The 24073-nt window shown below is 43.8% G+C and carries 21 protein-coding genes; 17 read left to right on the top strand and 4 right to left on the bottom strand.

The window, feature by feature from the left end:
* Positions 1–99 precede the first annotated feature (99 nt).
* On the top strand, positions 100–1203 hold the full coding sequence (locus B4Q04_RS16265; RefSeq protein ID WP_013992133.1) for a fatty acid desaturase family protein: 1104 nt from the start codon (positions 100–102) through the stop codon (positions 1201–1203).
* Between the two features lie 63 nt (positions 1204–1266).
* Positions 1267–2478, top strand: a complete 1212-nt coding sequence (locus tag B4Q04_RS16260; protein WP_088697439.1) for a pyridoxal phosphate-dependent aminotransferase — start codon at positions 1267–1269, stop codon at positions 2476–2478.
* A gap of 85 nt (positions 2479–2563) precedes the next feature.
* Here B4Q04_RS16260 and B4Q04_RS16255 read toward each other — a convergent pair whose 3' ends face one another.
* The 3 genes from B4Q04_RS16255 to trkA all read right to left on the bottom strand — a co-directional run bounded on the left by B4Q04_RS16255 (position 2564) and on the right by trkA (position 7896).
* A complete protein-coding gene (locus B4Q04_RS16255) occupies positions 2564–4714 on the bottom strand; it encodes a reprolysin-like metallopeptidase (protein ID WP_088697438.1) in 2151 nt (716 codons plus the stop codon).
* A gap of 342 nt (positions 4715–5056) precedes the next feature.
* The gene (locus tag B4Q04_RS16250; protein WP_046287317.1) at positions 5057–6547 is read right to left on the bottom strand and encodes a TrkH family potassium uptake protein; all 1491 of its coding nucleotides are present in this window, start codon (positions 6545–6547) and stop codon (positions 5057–5059) included.
* Positions 6547–7896: a Trk system potassium transporter TrkA gene (gene trkA / locus B4Q04_RS16245; protein ID WP_013992137.1), complete on the bottom strand. Its 1350-nt coding sequence runs from the start codon at positions 7894–7896 to the stop codon at positions 6547–6549. The genes B4Q04_RS16250 and trkA overlap by 1 nt, the downstream gene beginning before the upstream one ends.
* Positions 7897–8109: 213 nt before the next feature.
* Here trkA and ubiE point away from each other — a divergent pair, with 213 nt between their 5' ends.
* Both ubiE and B4Q04_RS16235 read left to right on the top strand, forming a co-directional pair.
* Positions 8110–8841 (top strand): bifunctional demethylmenaquinone methyltransferase/2-methoxy-6-polyprenyl-1,4-benzoquinol methylase UbiE, encoded by a 732-nt coding sequence (gene ubiE, locus B4Q04_RS16240; protein WP_013992138.1) that lies wholly within the window; start codon positions 8110–8112, stop codon positions 8839–8841.
* Between the two features lie 75 nt (positions 8842–8916).
* Positions 8917–9636 (top strand): porin family protein, encoded by a 720-nt coding sequence (locus B4Q04_RS16235; protein WP_013992139.1) that lies wholly within the window; start codon positions 8917–8919, stop codon positions 9634–9636.
* Between the two features lie 7 nt (positions 9637–9643).
* On the opposite strand, the gene B4Q04_RS16230 is transcribed toward B4Q04_RS16235, so the two are convergent.
* Positions 9644–10366, bottom strand: coding sequence for a TrmH family RNA methyltransferase (locus B4Q04_RS16230; RefSeq protein WP_088697437.1), 723 nt, complete (start codon positions 10364–10366; stop codon positions 9644–9646).
* A gap of 188 nt (positions 10367–10554) precedes the next feature.
* Here B4Q04_RS16230 and B4Q04_RS16225 point away from each other — a divergent pair, with 188 nt between their 5' ends.
* The 13 genes from B4Q04_RS16225 (at position 10555) to B4Q04_RS16165 (ending at position 24071) form a co-directional block, all read left to right on the top strand.
* On the top strand, positions 10555–13167 hold the full coding sequence (locus B4Q04_RS16225) for a BamA/TamA family outer membrane protein (RefSeq protein WP_088697436.1): 2613 nt from the start codon (positions 10555–10557) through the stop codon (positions 13165–13167).
* Positions 13168–13375: 208 nt separating this feature from the next.
* Positions 13376–14443, top strand: coding sequence for a class II fructose-bisphosphate aldolase (fbaA, locus tag B4Q04_RS16220; RefSeq protein WP_088697435.1), 1068 nt, complete (start codon positions 13376–13378; stop codon positions 14441–14443).
* A gap of 36 nt (positions 14444–14479) precedes the next feature.
* On the top strand, positions 14480–15355 hold the full coding sequence (gene accD / locus B4Q04_RS16215; protein WP_046287318.1) for an acetyl-CoA carboxylase, carboxyltransferase subunit beta: 876 nt from the start codon (positions 14480–14482) through the stop codon (positions 15353–15355).
* Positions 15352–15837: a hypothetical protein gene (locus B4Q04_RS16210; protein ID WP_013992144.1), complete on the top strand. Its 486-nt coding sequence runs from the start codon at positions 15352–15354 to the stop codon at positions 15835–15837. The genes accD and B4Q04_RS16210 overlap by 4 nt, the downstream gene beginning before the upstream one ends.
* A 106-nt stretch (positions 15838–15943) precedes the next feature.
* A complete protein-coding gene (rpsO, locus tag B4Q04_RS16205) occupies positions 15944–16213 on the top strand; it encodes a 30S ribosomal protein S15 (protein WP_013992145.1) in 270 nt (89 codons plus the stop codon).
* 195 nt (positions 16214–16408) lie between these two features.
* Positions 16409–18631 (top strand): polyribonucleotide nucleotidyltransferase, encoded by a 2223-nt coding sequence (locus B4Q04_RS16200; protein ID WP_013992146.1) that lies wholly within the window; start codon positions 16409–16411, stop codon positions 18629–18631.
* 163 nt (positions 18632–18794) lie between these two features.
* A complete protein-coding gene (locus tag B4Q04_RS16195; protein ID WP_013992147.1) occupies positions 18795–19658 on the top strand; it encodes an RNA polymerase sigma factor RpoD/SigA in 864 nt (287 codons plus the stop codon).
* A gap of 237 nt (positions 19659–19895) precedes the next feature.
* Entirely contained in the window at positions 19896–20138 is a 243-nt protein-coding gene (locus tag B4Q04_RS16190) for a VF530 family DNA-binding protein (protein ID WP_013992148.1), read from the top strand.
* A gap of 3 nt (positions 20139–20141) precedes the next feature.
* Positions 20142–20591 carry a tRNA (cytidine(34)-2'-O)-methyltransferase gene (locus B4Q04_RS16185; protein WP_088697434.1) on the top strand — a complete coding sequence of 150 codons (450 nt, stop codon included), beginning with the start codon at positions 20142–20144 and terminating at the stop codon, positions 20589–20591.
* A 129-nt stretch (positions 20592–20720) separates the two neighbouring features.
* Positions 20721–21740 (top strand): adenosine deaminase, encoded by a 1020-nt coding sequence (locus B4Q04_RS16180; protein ID WP_088697433.1) that lies wholly within the window; start codon positions 20721–20723, stop codon positions 21738–21740.
* Between the two features lie 96 nt (positions 21741–21836).
* Positions 21837–22517: a ribulose-phosphate 3-epimerase gene (gene rpe / locus B4Q04_RS16175; protein ID WP_013992151.1), complete on the top strand. Its 681-nt coding sequence runs from the start codon at positions 21837–21839 to the stop codon at positions 22515–22517.
* A complete protein-coding gene (locus tag B4Q04_RS16170) occupies positions 22496–23476 on the top strand; it encodes a YpdA family putative bacillithiol disulfide reductase (protein ID WP_088697432.1) in 981 nt (326 codons plus the stop codon). Before rpe ends, B4Q04_RS16170 begins: the two co-directional genes overlap by 22 nt.
* Positions 23477–23576: 100 nt before the next feature.
* Positions 23577–24071 (top strand): hypothetical protein, encoded by a 495-nt coding sequence (locus B4Q04_RS16165; RefSeq protein WP_088697431.1) that lies wholly within the window; start codon positions 23577–23579, stop codon positions 24069–24071.
* Positions 24072–24073 lie beyond the last annotated feature (2 nt).

Here is a 24073-nt window from a genome sequence, read left to right as displayed (position 1 = left end):
TTGTATAGTTACAAAACTACTATATTCATCGATGAAATAATATTTTATCGACATTTAAACCTTTGCGTTTCTACGATATTTATCAAAAATACTATTTATATGGACCAAAAAACAGTACGTTTCTCTAGAAAAGATTCCGCACAGTTCTTCAGAACCTTGAACAAGCGCGTAAACGATTATTTCAAAGAGAACAAATTAAAAAAGACGGGCAACTGGCGCTTACACCTAAAAACGGTGATTATGTTCGCCATTTTTCTGACCCCTTACTTCCTGATATTGACCCTAGGCCTTCCGACCTGGGCCAACCTGATTCTTACCATTATCATGGGAATCGGTATGGCTGGCGTTGGTATGAACGTTATGCACGATGGCAACCACGGAGCCTATTCGAACAAAAAATGGGTAAACAAACTTATGGGAAGCAGTATTTATATCCTAGCGGGAAATGTTTACAACTGGCAAGTGCAGCACAATGTATTGCACCACACCTATACCAACATCCACGAGCACGATGAAGATATGGAAGCGGGCCGCATCCTGCGCTTTAGCAAACATGCCGAATGGCGCAAGCACCATAAGTTCCAACATTTCTATTCGGTATTCCTTTATGGGCTATTGACGTTCAACTGGGCCATCACCACCGATTTTCAGCAGATGTACCGTTATATGAAACGCAAACTTTCGTACGGTAAATTACCGAACCCCGTAGTAAATTGGAGTACTTTGGTTATTACAAAGGTGCTCTATATCACCATCTGGATCGTTCTGCCGCTGATTTTTGTCGATATCGCTTGGTGGAAGGTATTGTTGGGCTTCTTTATCATGCACTACGTAGCCGGGGTTATCTTGAGCGTAGTATTTCAATTGGCCCACATCGTTGACGAGGCCGATACGCCATTACCCGACGAAACCGGTACTATGAAAAATACATGGGCCATACACCAATTGTTCACGACCGTGAACTTTGGCACCAAAAACAAATTGGTCAATTGGTTTACGGGAGGTTTGAACCACCAGGTAGAACATCATATTTTCCCTAACATCAGTCATGTACACTACACAAAAATTGCAGAAATTGTGAAAGAAACGGCAAAGGAATTTAATTTGCCCTACAACGAGTACAAAACTACCCGAAAAGCTATAATTTCGCACTTTAAACATTTGAAGGAGCTCGGTAAACGACCTACCCTGAACCTTCAATAGACCCATTGAACGTAATTTTATTAGCACACGTGTATACGTACCGTGTAAAACATTAGTTTTATTATGACATCATCGACTGCAACAACGAACCAACTGTCTGACCGCATCAACAGTCTAGCTCCCTCGGCCACTCTAGAAATGGCCTCCAAGGCCCGAGAATTGCGCGCAGCAGGAAAAGACATTATCGGACTAAGCTTGGGTGAACCAGACTTTAATACGCCCGACTACATCAAGGAAGCGGCCATTCAAGCCGTAAACGACGGCTACAATTCATACACCCCTGTTGATGGGTACGTAGAATTGAAGGATGCGATCATCACCAAGTTTCAAAGAGACAATGGTATCAGCTATGAGCGTCCGCAGATCGTTGTGTCTACCGGAGCCAAACAAGCTTTGTACAATGTAGCGCAAGTGGTATTGAACAAAGGTGACGAGGTTATTCTCCCATGTCCTTATTGGGTTAGCTATAGCGATATCGTAAAATTGGCCGATGGCGTACCTGTAGAAGTGGCCACCAGCATAGAGAGCGATTTTAAAATGACTCCCGAACAACTGGAAGCCGCGATTACGCCAAAAACCAAAATGCTTTGGTACAGTTCCCCATGTAACCCTAGTGGTTCTATTTATAGCAAGGAAGAATTACGCGCCCTTGCGGACGTTTTACAGAAATACCCACAAATTATTGTGGTAAGTGATGAAATATACGAACATATCAACTACGGCGTAACCGAGCATGCCTCTATGGCCGCATTCGAAGATATGTACGATCGTACGGTAACCGTAAACGGAGTGGCCAAGGCCTTTGCCATGACCGGATGGCGTATCGGATACATTGGAGCCCCAACTTACATAGCTCGTGCCTGTAACAAACTACAGGGCCAAGTTACCAGTGGCGCCAACTGTATTGCCCAAAGAGCGGTAATTACCGCCCTAACCGAATCTCCCGACCGCATTCAATATATGATCGATGAGTTTAAGGAACGTAGAAAAATCATTCTTGAACTTTTGAACGCTATCGACGGTTTTCGTTGTAACGAACCCGAAGGTGCTTTCTACGTTTACCCTGACGTAACCGCTTATTTTGGAAAAACCTTGAACGGGGTAACCATAAACAACGCCTCCGATTTCGCCATGTACCTTTTGGAGCATGCGAACGTAGCAACGGTGACAGGAGATGCCTTCGGCAATGGAAATTGCATCAGAATCTCTTATGCCGCGGCCGAAAAGGAAATCAGGGAAGCTATTTCCAGAATTGAGAAAGCGCTGAAACAATAAATCAAGTATAGGTTTTAACACATACAAAAAGGGTAGACGTTTCATCACGTCTACCCTTTTTTAATTGACAATATTCCCCCACGTGTCAATTACGGCTATACTTATTCAAATCCTTCTCAATTTTATTGAGCTTTGTCGCACTGTCATTTTCTTTTATAAAACCGAGAAGCTCGCTCAAATGCGCGTTGTTCGATGCAATACCATAGGTTTTAGCAAATTGCTCGGTACGGGCCGTAGCTATATCGATCAAGGCCTTTGCCTTTTTCTCATCGGCCTTTATAGTCTTGAACCCTCCTTTTTCCTCCGAGGCACTTTTTACAGCGGCCTGTGGCGCACTTTCTTCAAAATTCATCATCTTGTAATCTTTCATATAGGGCATAGCCAGTGCCATGGCCGCATGTACCGAAACATTACTTTCAGGTAGGTTATCGACTACTTTTTGCAACACCTTGTTTCCGGTGGTTAGTACGCGGCTACCATTAAAAAACAAGACTCGCGCCACCTCTTCGGTAAAGTATTGATTCGCCAATAATTGGGCTTCGGTAGTTTTAGGCAAGAGTACTTCCAACTCCACCTGATTGGAACTATAAACTTGTTCCTTGTTCTCTACCATGGCCGAAATTTTATAGCTACCACTATCTTTTATATACCAACCATCGGGACCTGCGGATATAAAATGCTTATGGGTCATGATTTCATCGGGCAGCAAGACCACGTCTTTATCCTCGAGAAGGTACTCGACAAAACTACGCACCTTAGACACCTTTCCGTTAGGGCCTTGAATAAGCACCATGACATTCTTAAGGTTGTCAATCAAGCGCTTGCTCACCGCTATGGGCGCACCGGAAGTATTCCTCAAGGTCAGCTCCAAATACACTGGTTCAAGGTATTCGGCCACTTGGTCTTCCTGCAATACGTTTATCTCCAACGCCAACCTATTATCGGTAATAGACGCTTCTTGCTCAAAAGCATGGTTCTCGAACCAGTCGCTATTTCCCATTTCGACAAAATCGTTAGGGGCATGGCGCATAAACAACAACTCGTTATCGGTAAACCTAAAATCAAAATCGGAATAGAAAGCGTTTTCTCCCCCACTAACCCTACCGGGATAGTTCATAAAACTACGGTCTTCAGGATCGTTGGTCAATGGAATCCACGAAAAGCCAAAACCGGGATAGTTTTTTTGCCACGAATGGGCCAAATTAAAGGCATGCCCCATTTCATGGGCGGCCGTCCAGAATTTTGAACGTTTGACAAAGGCTGCCGGATTGGCATCACCCACCGGAGCATTATTAATAAAGGAATCATAGAATATGGCCGTACCCTGTCTATGGTTAGGGCCGATATCATCGAACATAATCCCTCCAAGGTTCGGGCCTATATCGTGTTGTTTGGCAAAGAAGGTCCACAACGCCCACTTGGGTGCTGCGCTGAATTTAGACCAATAGGCCTGCATGGCATCATGCATTTCCATATTGCTCCAAGTACCATTGGCCCCTTTTAAAGCCGAAGGAACCTCATCACCGGCCGATCGGGTAACCGTAAAACCAGCCCGCTGATACACCTTTTCAAGTGTCAATTTTTCTTTGACCAGACTCGCAGGCCTTATCGGATGGGCATGGGTATCTATCGACAACACCGGTTTTACCCCTTCTTCGTAATCGAATTCAAAATCGACTTTTCTAAACTGACTGCTACTAAAATTATAGGTCGAAACTTTTTTGGTGTCGCCGTTTCCGTAAAAAGTAACCTTGGCTTTCTTGTTTTTTGGGAAGATTGAATTGGTCAACTCTATTTTGATATACTTGTAGGTAAACGAGGCTACATTACCATGCCTGTACCAGATCTTACCCAAATAATCATTACCCGACTTGCTCAACTTCGCTACGTAGTGAACCCCTGGAAACCTCAGGTAACCACTGGCCATCATTAACGGAAATTGACCGTCAATATCAAGCCTCAGTTCTTCGTACGTAAGAAACGGTAATATGGGTAGACTGGCCCGTTCTTCCTCGTTCAGAACGTCTAGGTCGATTGCAGTCTGAACCCCAGACGGCTTCATCTTTATCGGTATTTTAGGAAATACAGGAAAGAACCTACTCTTTTTTACGTACAAGCCACTGTTTCTGTACCAAAACGGTATCAGTTGGGCCTGTTGGCCAATTTCTTCCGGAGTTATTTCCCTTTCTAACTCCGCTACTTCCCCAATACTTGAATCTAAAACTTTTTTTCCCATGATAAAACGTATTTTATGATTAGAACTAGTAAATACAGACTAAAAACCAAATGCCCGAGGCATTGCTTATTTCAGGGGAAGGTTGACGGCACGGTAGCCAAAAACATCAAATCGATAAAGCTCCTACCGTAATAGTTACATCAAAAAAGGAATACAATGTAAGATTTTTTATACATTTATCAAAATATAAACATACAAATTATAAACTTGACAAGGCAAATGGTTCCAATAGTCTTATTGCCTTAAAAATTTGAAACTACGTGAACTGCAGACCATACTTCACAAGGCCTTTTTTTACCCTAATGTCGTTATCGAAACAATAAGGATGAGAAGAAATAATTTCTAGGTCCTCTTCCAGAAATAAGGGGTAAGTAAAATAAGAACCGTAAAGAGCTCGAGCCTACCGGCCAACATAAGAAAACCGCACCACCATTTACCCGCGTCGGGCAATCCGTTAAAATTGCTCAAGGGATAGAGTCCCCCAAAGGCCGGCCCCACATTACCTAGGGACGAGGCCGAACCACCGATGGCGGTAACAAAGTCGATTCCCATGGCCCCTAATACCAAAGCCCCTATGATGAACAACAACATGTACAGCACAAAAAACGCGATGATGTTATAAACGATCTTCTCTTTAACGGTCTTATTGTTGTAACGCACGGGGATAATGGCATTGGGGTGCAAGGTTCGCTTAAACTCCAACAGTCCGTTCTTAATAATCAAAATATGCCGCATGACCTTGATCCCACCTGAAGTAGAACCTGCCGAGCCACCGAGGAACATCAGTCCGAAAAAGAAAACGGTCATAAAGGGCGTCCAACTGGTAAAATCCGCAGAAACAAATCCCGTAGTGGTGATTACCGATATAACCTGAAACAAGGTATGTCTAAAAGCGCTTTCCGCCTGGCCTAAAACCATCGGATGGTATTCGGTAAGGGGCACTTCCGCATGAAAATAGACCACAAGGGCCGACACCAAGGTAAAAATGACCACAAAGCCGCCATAATACCTAAACTCCTCATCCCTTAACACCCGTTGCACCTTCCCTTTAAAAGCAAAGTAACTGAGTACGAAATTGCTTCCTGCAAGAAACATGAACACAATAATAATGTATTGGATCATCGGCTGATCGTTCCAATAGGCCACACTTAGGTTCTTGGTAGAAAAGCCCCCGGTAGAAAGGGTAGCCAAGGAATGGTTTATAGCATCGAAGAAACTCATGCCCGCCAATTTTAAAAGCAGGGTTTCCGCCAAGGTATATCCGACATAAATCAGCCAAAGGCGTTTGGCGGTATCGGTAATCCTCGGGTGCAACTTATCGGCGCTCGGCCCAGGGGCTTCGGCCGCGAACAACTGCATACCCCCGATACCCAATAGCGGTAAAATGGCAATGGCCAAAACAATGATCCCCATACCCCCGATCCAATGGGTAAGGCTACGCCAAAAAAGCAAGCCCTTGGGCAATACCTCAATATCATCTAAAATGGAGGCCCCAGTTGTAGTATACCCCGATACGGTTTCGAAAAAAGCATTGGTAACCGAGGGAATAGCCCCTGAAAAAAGATAGGGCAACATGCCCGAAAAAGACATTACCAGCCACCCGAAGGTCACGATAATATAACCTTCCTTACGCTTTACCTCCTTTTTATGTCCCTTGGTATAGAACATGGCAAAAATTCCGATAAACATTGTCGTTATGGCCGCCAAAGCTATACTTAGGGTAGCGCCATCATCATAGATCCCGCTTACCAAGGTCGCCAAGAGCATAAAGCCACCGTTGCAAAGCAACAGTAGCCCCATGATATGAAATATTATTTTTGAATTTAGCTGCATTAAAGAAACAATCGTTCAATTTTAGGAATGGCTTCCGGTAGACAACAGACCACTACCCGGTCGCCTGCCTGTATTTCAAAGCCCCCTAAGGCTATGATTCCTTCTTCTCCCCTGATGACCCCACCTATGGTAGCGGCCCTCGGGAAATCAAGTTCACGGATAACACTTCCCGTTACCCTTGAGTTGGGTTTGACCACAAATTCGAGTATTTCCGCGTTTAAATTGTTCAAACGCATCAAAGCTACCACTTCACCTTTTCTAATATGGCGAAATATGTTATTGGCAGCCAATAGCTTTTTATTGATCAAGGTATCTATACCTATGGAATGCGATAGTTGAAAGTAGTCCATATTCTCGACCAAGGCAATGGTTTTCTTGATACGCTTCGACTTGGCCACAAGACAAGACATAATGTTGGTTTCGGAGTTTCCGGTCACCGCAATAAAGGCATCCATAGACTCTAGGCTTTCCTCTTCCAATAGTTCAACATTTCTACCGTCTCCGTTAATGACCAAGGCATTTGGCAAATCGTCCGCAAGGTCAAAGGCCTTTTCCTTATCCTTTTCAATAAGTTTTACATTGAACTTGTTGGCACACAGGTCTCGTGCGGCCTTAAAGCCCACTTTACTACCGCCCAAGATCATTACGTTTCGAATGGACTCCTTTTTTTTACCCGTAAGCTTATACAGTTGGTCTACCCCTTCTTTCGTCGTGATAAAATAAACTTGGTCACCGTGTTTAAAAACGGTGTCCCCCCTAGGTATAACCGTATATTGGGTACCGGTTCGCTGTAAGGCGATCGGCATAAAATTGAGTTCTGGAAAAATACGGGCCGCCTCTTTTACCGTCTTTCCGACAAAGGGCGCACTGGCCAATAGCGAAACCCCGATCATGATAAGTTTACCTTCCTCGAACTCGTAGGTATCGTTAAAAGCCGACTTGTTCAACAGCAATTGTATCTCGGTCGCTGCCAGCTCTTCGGGGGAAATCAGTTCGTCTATACCAAGATCGGCAAAGCGGATGCTTTCACGTTCTTCGATAAACTCCGTGTTCGATATTCTGGCGATGGTTCTTTTACATCCCAATTGCTTGGCCAGCATACATAAGGTGATATTGGTGGTCTCCGAGGAAGTTACCCCGATTACCAACCTTGAATTTTGCACATCGGCATCCCTAAGTACGGAAAGCGAAGTGGCATCACCACGCAGCACACGAATATCCAAATGAGTATCGGCATAGGCCAAACTCTCTTTTTTAGTATCGATGAGCGTAATATCCTGTGATTCGTAAGATAGCAGTTTCGCCAAGTGAAAACCTACTTCACCAGCACCTGCGATTATAATTTTCATGTATCAGCAACTTTGTTGGGATCGGCAGCACACACCCCTCTATGAATATAAAACCAGTTTCTAGCTTATATTTTGCTGGGCAAAATTACATAATATTTCGGTTGACTTTTTAAAATGCCCATAAAATACACTTTACCCTCCTAGGCTTTCGTGGTGTTGCATAAACGTTTACTTGTCACGATATTGTATCTTTGCCCCAAAAATTGCCCAAAAATGGACAAAAAGGTTACTCCTTACAAAGATTCCGAGCTTGGAAAGAAAGACCAAGTTACGCAAATGTTCGATAACATATCAGAAAATTACGATGGCCTGAACCGTGTCATTTCCTTCGGTATAGACATCAAATGGCGCAAAAGGGTGGTGGCCATTTTGACCGCGAAGAAACCTAATAATATATTGGACATTGCCACAGGCACAGGAGACCTCGCCATTAACCTGGTGGAAACCGGCGCCGAAAAAATTGTAGGCCTTGACATATCTCCTGGAATGTTAGAGGTCGGCAAAAAGAAAATAGCCCAAAAAAACCTGGACCAAAAAATAGACATGGTCATCGGCGACAGCGAAAACCTGCCTTTTGAAGACAATAGTTTCGATGCCGTAACCGTAGCCTTTGGTGTTCGGAATTTTGAAACCTTGGAAAAAGGCCTCGCCGAAATACACAGGGTATTGGCCCCGAAAGGCACCTTTGTGGTCTTAGAAACCTCGGTACCGACCAAAACCCCGTTTAAACAGGGATATAATACGTATACCAAATATATGTTGCCCGCCATTGGCAAACTCTTTTCCAAAGACAAAGCAGCCTATTCTTACCTGAGCGAATCGGCATCTGTTTTCCCACATGGTGATGCCTTCAACAATATTTTACGCAAAATCGGGTTTATAGAGGTAGAGAACAGGCCCCAAACATTTGGGGTTGCATCGATTTACGTTGCCACAAAAAAATGACACGGTCGTTATGACCAAATAAACCAGAGGTTCGACCTTTTTAAAAGCGAAAAGCGGACGGATAATTTTTTTTGAATGAAAAGATTTTTTTTGGTTCTGGGAGGTATCTTATTCCTATCCTTACCGGCGAACGCCCAATTCAATTCCAACCCGGTTCTAAATATCGAGAACAAGGATAAAAAATTCTTGAACTACGGCTATTTTTTGGGTTTCAACCAATACGGATTCAAATTTGAATACAAACAAGATCGGGGCAACCAAGGCACCGACATACAAGTCTTGGAGTCTACCGGATTTAATGTAGGCCTTATCGGCGAGCTGCGCCTTAATGAATTTTTGGATGTAAGGCTAGAACCCGGACTATACTATAACGCCAGAACCTTGGGTTTTCCCGGATTTGCCGCAACTGACGAAGGAGAAAGCGACGCCATTACCGAAGTAAAATCGACTTACATCAATTTTCCCGTTCTTTTAAAGATCGGCACACGTCGTTTTGGCAATTTCAAACCTTTTCTAGTTGCCGGCCCATCGGCCTCACTCAACCTCGGAAGCAACGAAAAAAGTCTTGACGACAACAGCAGCGGAACCTTCCGTATGAAAAAATGGACTTACAACTACGAACTGGGCTTCGGTATAGATTTCTACCTCGAGTACTTTAAATTTACCCCATCCATACGCGGTGTCTTCGGCCTAACGGACGAACTGGTACGCGACAAGGACCCCAACAGTCCATGGACCGGAAATATCGAATCCATGAAAACACGCGGACTCTTTATCAACTTTACCTTTGAATAAAAAAGCGCTAGCCCCTTCTAATTTCATTTAACAATATAGCCGTAGCAGTTGCCACGTTAAGGCTTTCCGTAGTGTTTTTCCCGAACTGGGGTATGCTTATTTTCCGCGACACCAAAGCTTCCACTTCTTTCGACACCCCATTGGCCTCATTGCCCATTACCAATATTCCCGACTCGGGCATAGCCTTCGTATAAACACTGACACCGTCCATAAAGGCTCCATATATATCGCTGGGCACTCCCTCCAAAAAAGTAGGCAAATCGGTATAACCGATATTCACACGGGATATCGACCCCATAGTAGCCTGTAAGGTTTTAGGATTGTAACAATCTACCGTATTCAAGGAACAGACCAAATGTTCAATACCGAACCAATCGCACAACCGAATGATCGTACCCAGGTTACCCGGATCACGAACATCATCGAGCACAAGGACCCACCCCGTCAAATCGGGCTTTCGGGCCTTAGGAATCTCAAAAACCCCCAACACTTTGTTCGGAGTGGTAAGCGCACTCATTTTTTTCAACTCCACCTCTGAAACAAGCTCCACCAAACCAGCCGCACCCACCTCTATTTCGGCATCGGTACTATAAACGGCATTTACCTTGAAATCTGAGGCCACCAACTCACTTACGACCTTTATACCCTCGGCCACAAAAAGGTTGTGACGATTACGGTACTTTTTTTGGTGTAGACTTTTAACGAGTTTGATCTGATTTTTTGAAACCATGGAGTTCTGTACGTCTTACTATGAATATATCCAGACTGCAAATATGCTATTTTGAAGCTACAATTTATACCCAAACACTAAAATTAAGGTCATAAATTTCCCCCAAAAAAGTGTATCCCTACAGAAAACCCTATATTTTCGACTCCAAATAAAAAAGTTTAAATGAAATCAATGTATTTTTGACCTCTATGGGCAAAACGTTTCGCTTTACTAAGTCCACTATTAGAATAAGCCTATTGCTTATAGCTCTCGTGGTCAACTCGTGCAACACGCTAAAGCGCGTGGATGACGATGAACTTTTGCTCAAAAAAAACACCATTTACGCCGACAGCATTGAAGTCAAGAGCGAAGAAATAAAAAGTTTGATCGTTCAAGAGCCGAACACCACACTTTTAGGCTACCCGTTACGACTGAACCTACACAACCTCGCTAAAAAAAATCCGGATTCATCTTATCAGGTCTGGCTTCACGAAAGTGCCCAACGAGAACAGAGGCTGATCAATTTCCTTTCCAAAAAACAGGTAGACCGACTCGGTAAATCTTTTCTGGTAAGCGGCCTGAGCGAATGGCTCAAAAAGGTCGGCGAGGCCCCGGCCATTTTAGACACCACAAAAACCAGACGCACCTTGGAAAGGCTGCGCGCCTATTACGGAAGCAAAGGTTACTTTAACAATAACACTACATACGAGATAGACACGCTCAGTAAAAAAAGAAGGGCCATGGTTGCCTATAAAGTCGATCTCGGCCATCCCTTTATGATCGATTCGGTATCCAAAAAGATTGCATCAAGGGCCATAGACTCCATTTACACCCTCCACAAGGCGGAATCGTTCGTTAAGAGCGGAGACCAATTCGACCTTACGAAATTTGCCAGTGAAAGGGAGCGCCTCAGCACTATTTTTAGAAATTCGGGCATCTATAACTTTCAAGAAAGCTCAATTTCTTACGACATCGCTACCGATACCACTAAATTGGCCAATGATCAAAAAATGAACATTGAGCTGAACATCGACAACTTTAAAAGACGGGGCGACAGTGCCGTAACCAGTGCCGAATACAAAGTGTACAAATTTGACAAGATCAATATTTACACCGATTATTTATATGACGAACGCGATAGCGAACAAAAGTTCATCCGTTATGGAGACTACACCATTTTTTACCGCAACAAACTAAGGTTCAAGCCCAAGACCTTGGCCAATGCCGTATTTTTCGAAAAAGACAGTATTTATAAAGATATAGACCGTACCCGAACCTATAGGCAAATTACCAGCTTGGGCGTTTTTAAATATCCTACGATCACATCAACACCCAACGATAGCGCAGCGGTTTTAGACGCCAACATTTATCTGGCGGCGCGACCCAAGTATTCGCTGGGAACCTCATTTGAAGTCACCCGATCCAACATTCAGCAGGTAGGCTTGGCGCTAAGTCCTTCCTTACAGGCGAGAAACTTGTTCGGAGGTGCCGAGAACTTGAATTTGGCGGGCAGATTGAGCATTGGCTCATCGAACGACCCCAGTATAATAGACAGTAGGTTCTTTAACATTCAAGAGTTCGGGGCCGACCTCACCTTAGACATACCCAGGTTCTGGTTTCCCTTTATCAACACCAGTAAAATCATACCGAGCTATACCCTGCCCAGAACACGGATTTCCGTCGGAACGAGCTTTCAGAAAAACATAGGCCTAGATAAACAGGCCTTCAGTACGGTCTTGGGCTATAACTGGACACCTTCGGACTTTATCAAACACAACATTGAACTGCTCAACATACAGTTCGTAAAGAACGTAAACCCCGACCGATTTTTTAATGTCTATCAAAACTCCTACGAACAGTTAGATGCGGTAGCCGATAATTTTGACAGCTATAACGACGCTATAAACTACCCCGAACTGACACGTAATTTTGAAACCTCGGAAAGTTCGGACGACCCAAGCCTTCGCATCCCTTTAGGAACTACCGATTTCACAAATGCCATTCTTAATGGAACGGTGTCGAGTACCGCTGATGAATTTCAAACCGTAAGCCGTATCGAAGAGCGAAGACAACGGCTTACCGAAGACAACCTGATCTTTGCCAGCAATTACACCCTGAACCTGAACAACCGCGAAGGGCTTACCGACAACCAATTCTATCAATTCAGGTTCAAGTTCGAAAGTGCGGGCAATGTTTTATCCTTGCTCTCGAACATTGTCCCCTTCAATGAAAATGACAGCGGAGACCAATTGGTCTTCAGCGTTCCTTACAGCCAATACCTTAAAACAGAATTCGACTATGTAAAATATTGGGCCACATCGCGTACCAACGTATTGGCCTTTCGTAGCTTTTTCGGCATAGCCATTCCTTACGGAAACTCCGACAACATTCCCTTCGTTCGCAGCTATTTTGCGGGAGGGGCCAACGACATCAGGGCCTGGTCTCCCTATTCCCTTGGGCCTGGAAGCACCGACGCCATTAATGACTTTAACGAGGCCAACCTAAAAATTGAGCTCAACCTTGAATATCGCTTCCCCGTAATCGGAAATATGAAAGGGGCACTTTTTGCCGATGCCGGAAACATTTGGAACGTTTTCGACAACGTAGAAGACCCGGCGGCCACCTTTACAGGATTCAAATCCTTGGAAGACGTTGCCCTAGGGACCGGTTTCGGACTCCGATACGATTTCACCTATTTTATCTTACGGGCCGATTTGGGCTTCAAAACCTATAATCCAGCGGAAGAAATGTCAAAACGATGGTTCAGGGACTACAATTTCGCCAACGCGGTACTCCAAATTGGAATCAACTACCCCTTCTAAAATGGCCGTAAATTATTTTTTCACCCCACCGTGCAGAAACAGGCACATCTTTTAAAACACTCATAAAACAGGGCGGCAAAAGGCTAATTTTATCACAATATTCGGCCTTATAGGGTATAAACTTATAAACACCCATCTTTTTAGACCTATTTATTTTATTACATTTGCCCTATTCATTTTTTACATAACTATATAGACCAGAAATATTATGGCCCACAGTATAAAACCAGGTGTCGCAACAGGTGACGAAGTACAAGCGATTTTCAATTATGCCAAGGAGAAAGGATTTGCCCTTCCGGCAGTGAACGTTATCGGCTCAGATACGATTAACGGTGTTCTAGAAACAGCGGCAAGTTTAAACGCCCCTGTAATCATTCAATTCTCTAATGGCGGTGCTCAGTTTAACGCTGGCAAAGGTCTATCCAACGATGGTCAAAAAGCAGCTATTCTTGGTGCCGTTGCCGGAGCAAAACACGTTCATCAATTGGCAGAGGCCTATGGCGCTACCGTTATTCTTCACACCGACCACTGTGCCAAAAAATTATTGCCTTGGATAGACGGACTTTTAGATGCCAGTGAAAAGCATTTCGCCGAAACCGGAAAATCCCTTTTCAGCTCGCACATGATCGACCTTTCAGAGGAGCCTCTTGAAGAGAACATTGAAATCTGCAAGGGCTACTTAGAGCGCATGAGCAAGATGAACATGACCCTAGAAATCGAACTTGGCATTACAGGTGGTGAGGAAGATGGTGTTGACAACTCAGATGTTGACGATTCTAAATTGTACACCCAGCCCGAAGAAGTTGCCTACGCCTACGAAGAGCTTTCTAAAGTAAGTCCGAAATTCACTATTGCTGCCGCTTTTGGTAACGTTCACGGTGTATACAAACCAGGTAACGTTAAGTTGACCCCAAAAATCCTTAAAAACTCCCAAGAATACATTTCCGAAAAATACGGTGTAGAGCATAACCATATCGATTTTGTTTTTCACGGAGGATCGGGTTCTACCGTTGAAGAAATCAGGGAAGCTATTGGCTACGGGGTTATAAAAATGAATATCGACACCGATTTGCAGTATGCATTTTTAGCTGGGGTACGTGATTATGTCCAAGACAACAAAGACTACCTACAATCACAAATAGGAAACCCAAAAGGTGCCGACGAACCTAACAAGAAACATTACGACCCAAGAGTTTGGCTACGTGAAGGAGAAAAATCTTTTATCGAAAGATTGAAGAAAGCCTTTGAAGACCTAAACAACGTTAACACCCTATAAAGTAGAAATACATCCCCACACTAATTTATGGAAGATATGACGGCTTGGTTCAGAAGAAAGGAAAAGGGAATACAAACGGCGACGGAAGAGAAAAAAGACACCCCAAAAGGGTTGTGGTACAAATCTCCAACGGGAAAGATCGTTGAGTCTGAGGTACTCGCCAAAAACTTTTATGTAAGCCCTGAAGACGACTACCATGTTCGCATCGGGAGTAAAGAGTATTTTGAAATACTTTTTGACGACAACAAATTCAGGGAACTTGATGCCAAATTGACTTCTAAAGACCCTTTAAAATTCGAGGATACCAAAAAATATTCAGAACGCTTAAAGGCCGCCCAGAAGAAAACAGGACTCAAAGACGCCGTTAGAACCGGCTTTGGAAAGTCTATGGGCAAAGACATCGTCATAGCCTGTATGGATTTTAATTTCATAGGCGGCTCAATGGGCAGTGTGGTAGGCGAAAAAATCGCACGGGCCATAGATTATGCCATGAAAAAAAAGGTTCCTTTTGTTATGATTTCAAAATCGGGTGGGGCCCGTATGATGGAAGCCGCCCTTTCATTGATGCAATTGGCCAAGACCTCGGCCAAATTGGCACAATTGGCAGAGGCTAAATTACCGTACATATCGCTTTGTACCGACCCGACTACAGGGGGTACAACGGCTTCATATGCCATGTTGGGCGATATTAACATCTCCGAACCTGGCGCCTTGATCGGTTTTGCCGGGCCAAGGGTGGTAAAAGAAGCTACGGGAAAAGAACTTCCCGATGGTTTCCAAACGGCGGAATTTGTAAAAGAACACGGTTTTCTCGATTTTATCTCCCACAGAAGGGATTTGAAAAAGAAAATCAATCTTTATATTGATTTGATCCAGAACAACCCGGTTAGGTCTGAGGAAATTTCAGCATGAAACCTATAGTTCTTCTTATTTTCATTTCACTGGGGTTGACCTGTTGTTCTACCGATAAAGAAAAAGAGCTTGCCGCTGAAGATGCGGCAAGCTTTTTAAAAGATGGGGCTAGGGTAATCGCGGTAAAAACTACCGGAAATGAGAACGCCTATTCTTTTGAGGTTACCATTGAAAGTGCGGACACCGGTTGCGAGCAATACGCCGATTGGTGGGAAATCGTCGACCTTGACGGACACCTTATCTATCGAAGGATCCTTACCCACAGCCATGTTGACGAACAACCTTTTTCACGTACGGGTACAAACATCCAATTAAAAAAGAATACCCAAGTATACGTTCGTGCCCATATGAACGCCACCGGATATTCTACCAAGGGGCAAAAAGGTTCCGTAGAAAGCGGTTTTATACCCACGATCTTGGATGCCAAGTTCGCCAATGACCTGGAAAAAGCAGACCCGCTTCCATCAGGATGCGAATTTTAGTCCACATATTAAGAGGGCTCCCTTTAAAATATCAATTTTAATTGTATCTTTGCCGCTTGACCGAAAATCGGCCATATACATAAAAATCATTTAAAATAATATTGGCATGTATCTAACAAAAGAAGTAAAAGCCGAAATCTTTAAGAAACACGGCGGAAAAGAGGAGAACACTGGTTCTACCGAAGGACAAATCGCATTGTTTACACACCGTATCAATCATTTGACCGGCCACTTAAAAAGAAACCACAAAGATTTCAACACTGAGCGTTCGTTAGTACGTTTGGTAGGTAAGAGAAGAAGTCTACTAGATTACTTGAAAAAGAAAGATATTGTAAAATATCGTGAGCTTATCAAGGAACTAGGCATTAGAAAATAAGTATATCATAAGGGCTGAAATTTTCGGCCCTTATTTTTTTTATCTATTTTAGTAATCCTATGTATTAGGATATTTTTTTACAAAAAGCTGCACCCAGTTTTTCATTGGTCAACACAACACAACAACTTCGACCTTCAACAAGTCGATAAGACCATTGTTTAACGATTCGTCGAAAGACGTATTTAATTAAAATTTATGATTCCAAAAGTATTTAAAGAGGTCATCGACCTCGGGGACGGTAGGGAAATTTCTATCGAAACCGGAAAATTGGCAAAACAGGCCCATGGTTCTGTTGTTGTGCAATCAGGAAAATGTATGCTGTTGTGTACCGTTGTTTCCAATTACAAACAAAGTGATGTTGACTTTCTTCCACTTACGGTAGACTACCGCGAAAAATTTGCAGCAGCGGGCCGTTACCCAGGGGGGTTCTTCAAAAGAGAAGCCAGACCAAGTGATGGGGAAGTATTGACCATGCGTTTGGTGGACCGTGTACTACGCCCACTTTTCCCAAAAGATTACCACTCTGAAACCCAGGTGATGATCCAACTCATGTCGCATGACGAAAATGTAATGCCAGATGCAATGGCCGGTTTGGCTGCATCTGCCGCCATTCAATTATCCGATTTCCCATTTGAATGTGCTATTTCAGAAGCACGTGTCGGTCGTGTTAACGGTGAGTTCATCATCAACCCTACCAGAGCGCAATTAGAAGAGTCCGACATCGATATGATGATCGGTGCCTCTGCCGATTCCGTTATGATGGTAGAAGGTGAGATGGATGAAATTTCCGAAGAGGAAATGACAGAAGCCATCAAATTCGCACACGAAGCGATCAAAGAACAATGTGCCGCCCAATTAAGACTTGCCGAAGCTTTCGGAAGGAAAGAAGTTCGCGAGTACGAACCGGAAAGAGAAGACGAAGAATTGGCCAAAAAAGTTCACGACCTTGCTTATGACAAAGTATACGCCGTGGCAAAAGCCGGTTCAGCAAAACACGAGAGAACTGCCGCATTCGATGCCATCAAAGAAGAAGTAATAGCTACTTTCTCTGAAGAAGAGCAAGAAGAATACGGTTCCTTGATCTCTAAATATTTCTACAAGGCCGAGAAAGCCGCTGTTCGCGACCTTACCTTGAACGAGGGCTTACGTTTAGACGGACGTAAGACCGATGAAATCAGACCTATCTGGTGTGAAGTCGATTACTTGCCTTCAACACACGGTTCCGCTATTTTCACCCGAGGTGAAACCCAAGCCCTTGCAACCGTAACCTTAGGTACTTCTAGGGATTCCAACCAAATAGACATGCCATCGCACGAAGGCGAAGAGCGTTTCTATCTACATTATAACTTCCCTCCTTTCTCAACAGGTGAAGCAAGACCTATCCGTGGTACCTCCCGTAGGGAAGTAGGACATGGTAACTTGGCACAACGTGCCTTGAAAGGAATGGTTCCTGATGACTGCCCTTATACCGTACGTGTTGTTTCTGAAGTATTGGAATCTAACGGTTCTTCTTCTATGGCAACGGTATGTTCGGGTACCATGGCATTGATGGACGCCGGTGTTCAATTGAAAAAACCGGTATCAGGTATCGCCATGGGCTTGATTACAGATACGGAAAGTGGTAAATATGCCGTACTTTCAGATATTTTAGGGGATGAAGATCACTTAGGTGATATGGACTTTAAAGTAACCGGTACCGCCGATGGTATTACCGCTTGCCAAATGGACATTAAGGTAAAAGGCCTTTCTTACGAAATTTTGGTAAATGCCTTGAAGCAAGCCAAAGATGGTCGTTTACACATCCTTAAAAAACTGACCGATACTATCGCCGCTCCGAACCCAGACGTAAAACCTCACTCTCCGAAGATGGTAACCCGTGTAATTCCTAACGAATTCATTGGTGCACTTATCGGACCTGGTGGAAAAGTGATCCAAGAACTTCAGAAAGAAACCGGAACTACCATTGTTATCAATGAAGATCCCGTTACCGAAGAAGGTATTGTTGAAATATTGGGTACGGACCAAAATGGTATCGATGCGGTATTGACCAAAATAGACTCTTTAATGTTCAAACCTGAAGTAGGCAGTGTTTACGAGGTGAAGGTCATTAAAATGTTAGATTTCGGTGCCGTAGTCGAATATTTAGACGCCCCGGGCAATGAAGTATTGTTGCACGTGTCCGAATTGGCATGGGAACGCACCGAAAATGTTTCCGATGTTGTCAACATGGGCGATGTTTTTGACGTAAAATACATGGGTACCGACCCTAGAACCCGTAAAGAAAAGGTTTCTAGAAAAGCCTTGTTACCTAAACCCGAAGGTTTTGTAGAAAGACCACCACGTAACGACAAGGATCGTGGTCGCGGTAGGGACGATAGACGAGGTGGCGGACGTGATCGCAAACCTAGAAGAGATTAATCTCTCTAAAAGTTTAACATAATTTAAGCCCCAACTCGTTAAGTTGGGGCTTTTTTATGCGACTTATCTAAAAAATGAACTTTTTTTCACCTGTTTGTAACATTTCCGGCTTTATTACGTATAAGTATATGCAGTCTATGCAAACTGAACCTAATTTATTTACATGAGACAGCTTAAAATAACAAAACAGGTCACCAACAGGGAGACCGCATCTTTGGACAAGTACTTGCAAGAAATAGGCAAAGTAGACTTGATTACAGCAGATGAAGAAGTAGAATTGGCACAACGCATCAAGGCAGGCGATCAGGTCGCTCTTGAAAAACTCACAAAGGCCAATCTTCGATTCGTTGTATCGGTTGCCAAGCAGTACCAAAACCAGGGACTTACTTTACCCGATTTGATCAACGAGGGTAACCTTGGCCTTATTAAGGCCGCACAACGCTTTGACGAAACGAGGGGATTTAAATTTATTTCCTATGCTGTATGGTGGATTCGTCAATCGATTTTACAAGCTTTGGCCGAACAATCACGTATTGTACGTTTGCCATTGAACAAAATTGGTTCGATCAACAAAATCAACAAGACCTTTGCTTTTCTTGAGCAAGCACATGAGCGTATGCCATCTGCGGAAGAAATTGCAAAAGAGCTGGATATGACGGTGGAGGATGTGAAGCAATCACTTAAGAACTCAGGTCGTCACGTATCTATGGACGCTCCTTTGATCGACGGTGAAGATTCTAACCTATACGATGTACTTCGTAGTGGTGAATCGCCAAACCCCGACAAAGAATTGTTGCATGAATCTTTGCGCACCGAAATTGAGCGCGCTTTGGAAACCTTGACCCCTAGGGAAGCCGATGTCATCCGTTTGTACTTCGGTTTGGCCGGACAGCACTCAATGACACTAGAGGAAATTGGCGAAACTTTTGACCTGACAAGGGAAAGGGTTCGTCAGATTAAGGAAAAAGCGATCAGAAGGTTGAAACACACTTCAAGAAGTAAGATCCTAAAAACCTATTTGGGTTAATCGACCCGAGAAAATTACACGTTAAATAATCCTTAAATTGGATATTTGGCATATATATTGTAATTTTAAAAGCAACAACAGTTTATCATGACTGTTCGTTTTTTGATTGATGAATAAACTCCGGCTGATTACCGGAGTTTTTTCATTTATAACATTTAAATTACACCCGCACTACAATAGCGTATTTGCAGAATGTAGTCATGGTTCGAGACCAAAAACACTATACCTCCAACACCTATGGAATCTGAAAACAAAACACCGAAAACCCAGCCGAACAACCCCTTACATGGGGTAAAACTGGCCGATATCCTAGAAAAGCTTACAGAAAAATACACTTGGGAAGAACTGGCCGAACGCATAAACATCAACTGCTTCAAAAGCAATCCTACCATAAAATCCTCGCTTAAGTTCCTAAGGCGAACACCATGGGCCCGAACCAAGGTAGAACAGTTGTATCTCAAATCGTTTCACAAAAAATAGCCCATGTCGTTCAATATTGTACTTGTAGAACCAGAAATACCCAACAATACCGGAAATATTGGCAGACTGGCACTGGCCTCTGGCGCCAAGCTGCACCTTATAAAACCCTTTGGCTTTGAATTGGATGACAAACGCCTTAAACGGGCAGGACTTGACTATTGGCCCCATCTCGATTTGCACCTATACGATAGCTTAGACGACTTTCTGAAGCAACACGGCGACAAGAACCTCGTACTCTTTTCCAGCCATGCTTCAAAAAACCATTGGTCCATTCCTTATGAAGACGAACAATTTCTGGTATTTGGCAAAGAATCGGTGGGCCTTCCCCCTTCCCTAGTTTCGAGGTACGAAGACCACCTGTATAAAATACCCCTTTACAGCGAGCACGTTCGAAGCCTGAACCTGGCCAATGCCGTGGGCATTGCGGTTTATGAAGGCCTTAAGCACATATAAGCAAAACCCTCTTAGACGGGACCGTACACACCTTAAGGGACTACAAATTGTTAAAAGCGACAAGCTTTGTAAAAAAACGCTTAAATTGAGTGGTAAACCTCTCGTTTTCTTAACTAAATGCACTTCCCTATGAAAGACGCTTCCATTCAAACTTTTATCGAAGGCTTACCCAAAACCGAACTCCATCTACATATTGAAGGCACTTTTGAACCGGAGTTAATGTTCAAAATCGCAAAACGGAACCATCTTAAAATTGATTATGCCGATGTCGAGGCCTTAAAACGGGCCTATAGCTTTAACAACCTTCAAGAATTCCTAGACATTTACTATGCCGGAGCCTCGGTCCTTATAAAGGAAGTGGACTTTTACGATCTCACCTGGGCCTATCTGACCAAGGTAAGCGGGCAAAATGTCAAACACATAGAAATATTCTTTGACCCACAGACCCATACCGACCGTGGTGTGTCCTTTGAGACCGTCTTGAACGGAATCTACAAGGCCTTGAAAGATGGCCAAGAACAATTGGGCATCAGCTTTAAACTGATCATGAGCTTTTTAAGGCATCTCGACGAAGCATCGGCCTTTAAAACATTGGAGCAGGCATTGCCCCACAAAGACAAAATCGTTGCTGTAGGGCTTGATTCCTCTGAAGTGGGCAATCCCCCATCAAAATTTAAAAATGTCTTTAAAAAGGCCTTGGAAGAAGGCTTCTTGACGGTAGCCCATGCCGGTGAAGAAGGTCCGTCAGAATATATCTGGGAGGCTTTAGACCTGCTCATGGTCACCCGAATAGACCATGGCAACCGCTGTCTCGACGATGCGAAACTGGTAAAGCGACTAGCCGAACAACAGACTCCACTTACCCTATGCCCCCTATCGAACCTTGAGTTAAAGGTGGTTCGCGATTTAAAGGAACATCCCTTGCCCACAATGATGGCCCATGGCCTGTTGGTGACCATCAACTCTGACGACCCCGCTTATTTCGGTGGTTATATGAACGAAAATTACCAAGGCGTAGCCCAAGCCTTGAACCTTTCAAAACCCCAAATAGCGACGCTTGCCAAAAACGGATTTAAGGCGAGTTGGCTGAAGAACGACGAAAAACAAAAGTACATAGACGAAATTGATCGCTATCTTCAAAAACACTGAGCAAAACAGCAGAAATACCATTCTTTTGTCAGCATGGGATAATACGTAAAAACACAATTCACTACTTTTGTACAAACCCTTTTGAACAGACATAAAATGAGCAAGACAAAAATTGCACCTTCCCTTCTGGCGGCCGATTTCGGCAACTTGCAGCGCGATATAGAAATGGTAAACGAAAGTGATGCGGACTGGCACCATATCGACATTATGGACGGGGTATTCGTACCCAACATCTCCTACGGTATGCCCGTCGTAAAAACCATTGCCAAGCATGCTACAAAGCCCCTAGATGTGCACTTGATGATTGTAGACCCAGACCGTTATATCAAAACTTTTGCCGAGCTGGGCGCCACCCATCTGACCGTTCACTACGAAGCTTGCACACATTTACACCGAACGATACAGGCCATAAAGGCAGAAGGCATGAAGGCCGGGGTTGCCCTAAACCCGCATACCAATGTCAACCTGCTCAAAAACGTAATAAAAGATTTGGACATTGCCCTTATCATGAGCGTTAATCCGGGATTTGGGGGACAAAGTTTTATTGAAAATACCTATGAAAAGATACACAACCTCAAAGAACTGATCAAAGAATCGGACGCCCCTACCCTAATAGAGGTCGATGGCGGTGTCAATTCAAAAAACGCAAAAGCCCTGATCAAAGCCGGTGCCGATGCCCTGGTAGCGGGAAGCTTTATCTTTAATACCGAAGACCCAAAACAGACCATTTCAGAACTTAAAAAATCTACCGATAGATGGAGCATTTTCGAGTTGTAATTATAGGAGGCGGACCTATAGGAATCGCATGCGGACTTGAAGCCAAAAAAAAAGGACTGGATTACGTCATCCTTGAAAAAGGCCCTATTGTAAACTCCTTGTTCAACTACCCACAGAACATGCAGTTTTTTTCTTCTTCGGAAAAGCTTGAAATCGATGAAATACCTTTCATCAGCAAAGAGGCCAAACCCAAGCGAAACGAGGCCCTAGAGTATTACCGAAGAATAGTTAGTTCCAACAAGCTGAACATACGCCTATTCGAAAAAGTGGAAAAAGTTGAAAAGACCAACGGAAGTTTTAGCATCGCCACTAGCAAACAGAGCTATACCGCCGACAAGGTTGTCGTGGCCACAGGGTTTTACGACCTGCCCAATACCCTGAACATACCCGGGGAAGACCTACCTAAAATTGCCCATTACTACAATGACCCGCATTATTATGCCCATCAAAAACTAGCCGTTGTGGGCGCTAGTAATTCGGCCATTGACGCAGCTTTGGAATGTTGGCGCAAGGGAGCCGAAGTTTCACTGATCATAAAGGGAAACGAAGTGGGCCAACGTGTAAAATATTGGGTGCGCCCCGATATCATCAATCGTATCGAAGAGGGCAGTATCAAGGCGTATTACAATTCCGTGCTTAAAGAAGTTCGCCCAAATGAAATCGTCGTCGATACCCCTGAGGGTACTATCACTTTAGAAAACGACTTTGTATTGGCCTTGACAGGTTACAAGCCGAATTTTGACTTCTTGACACGTATGGGAGTCAAACTTTCAGATGACGAAAAAAAATTGCCCCAATACGATCCCGAGACCATGGAGACCAATGTCTCCGGAATTTATTTGGCAGGGGTTATCTGCGGAGGGATGGAAACCCACAAGTGGTTTATAGAAAACTCTAGGATACACGCCAAACTCATCATTGCCTCGATCCTTAAGGAAGAGGAAATCAGCAAAACCTAAAATTTACATATCCCCGTTTTCAGGGGGTATGATTTCACGGTTACAGGTATTTACCAGGGTGGTACAAAATATGACATTTGTACCATCAAGAACCTGAACAATGAAACACATCTACCCAACACTTTTATGCATTTGTCTAGCCGTGGCCGCGTACTACAACAACAAATCGAACAAAGCACATGATGCGGGGCATTTCGGAAAACCCGAACAGTATACCCTATTGGTCCAACGGGGTGCCTTTCATTTCGATTCGTTCAAACTTACCCGGAACAAAATTTCGCACATTCCGGGCATCGCCTCCAATTTTGAGACCTCAACCTATAACAATAACAGCCAAACCTTTTTAGACAGCTTACAGACCATCGGTTTTTTTAAGAAATTAGAGGCCAGCGGATTCTGGGACCTAGAATCCTATTACGGTACCGACACCTCTTGCACCAGTCAACTAATTGTCACCTTGCGCACGGGCAAAAAGTCAAAAACCGTAATTTGCGACGATTACCAAAGTGATTGCCCCGAATTGCTAAAATATATCGAGAAAAAAGTTGTTGAATTGGAAGGGAACCATTTAAAACGCGCGTACCTCCCAGGATAAAA

Source organism: Zobellia sp. OII3 (assembly GCF_002211465.1).
Classification (GTDB): Bacteria; Bacteroidota; Bacteroidia; order Flavobacteriales; family Flavobacteriaceae; genus Zobellia; species Zobellia galactanivorans.
This window is presented reverse-complemented; position numbering and strand designations above follow the sequence as displayed.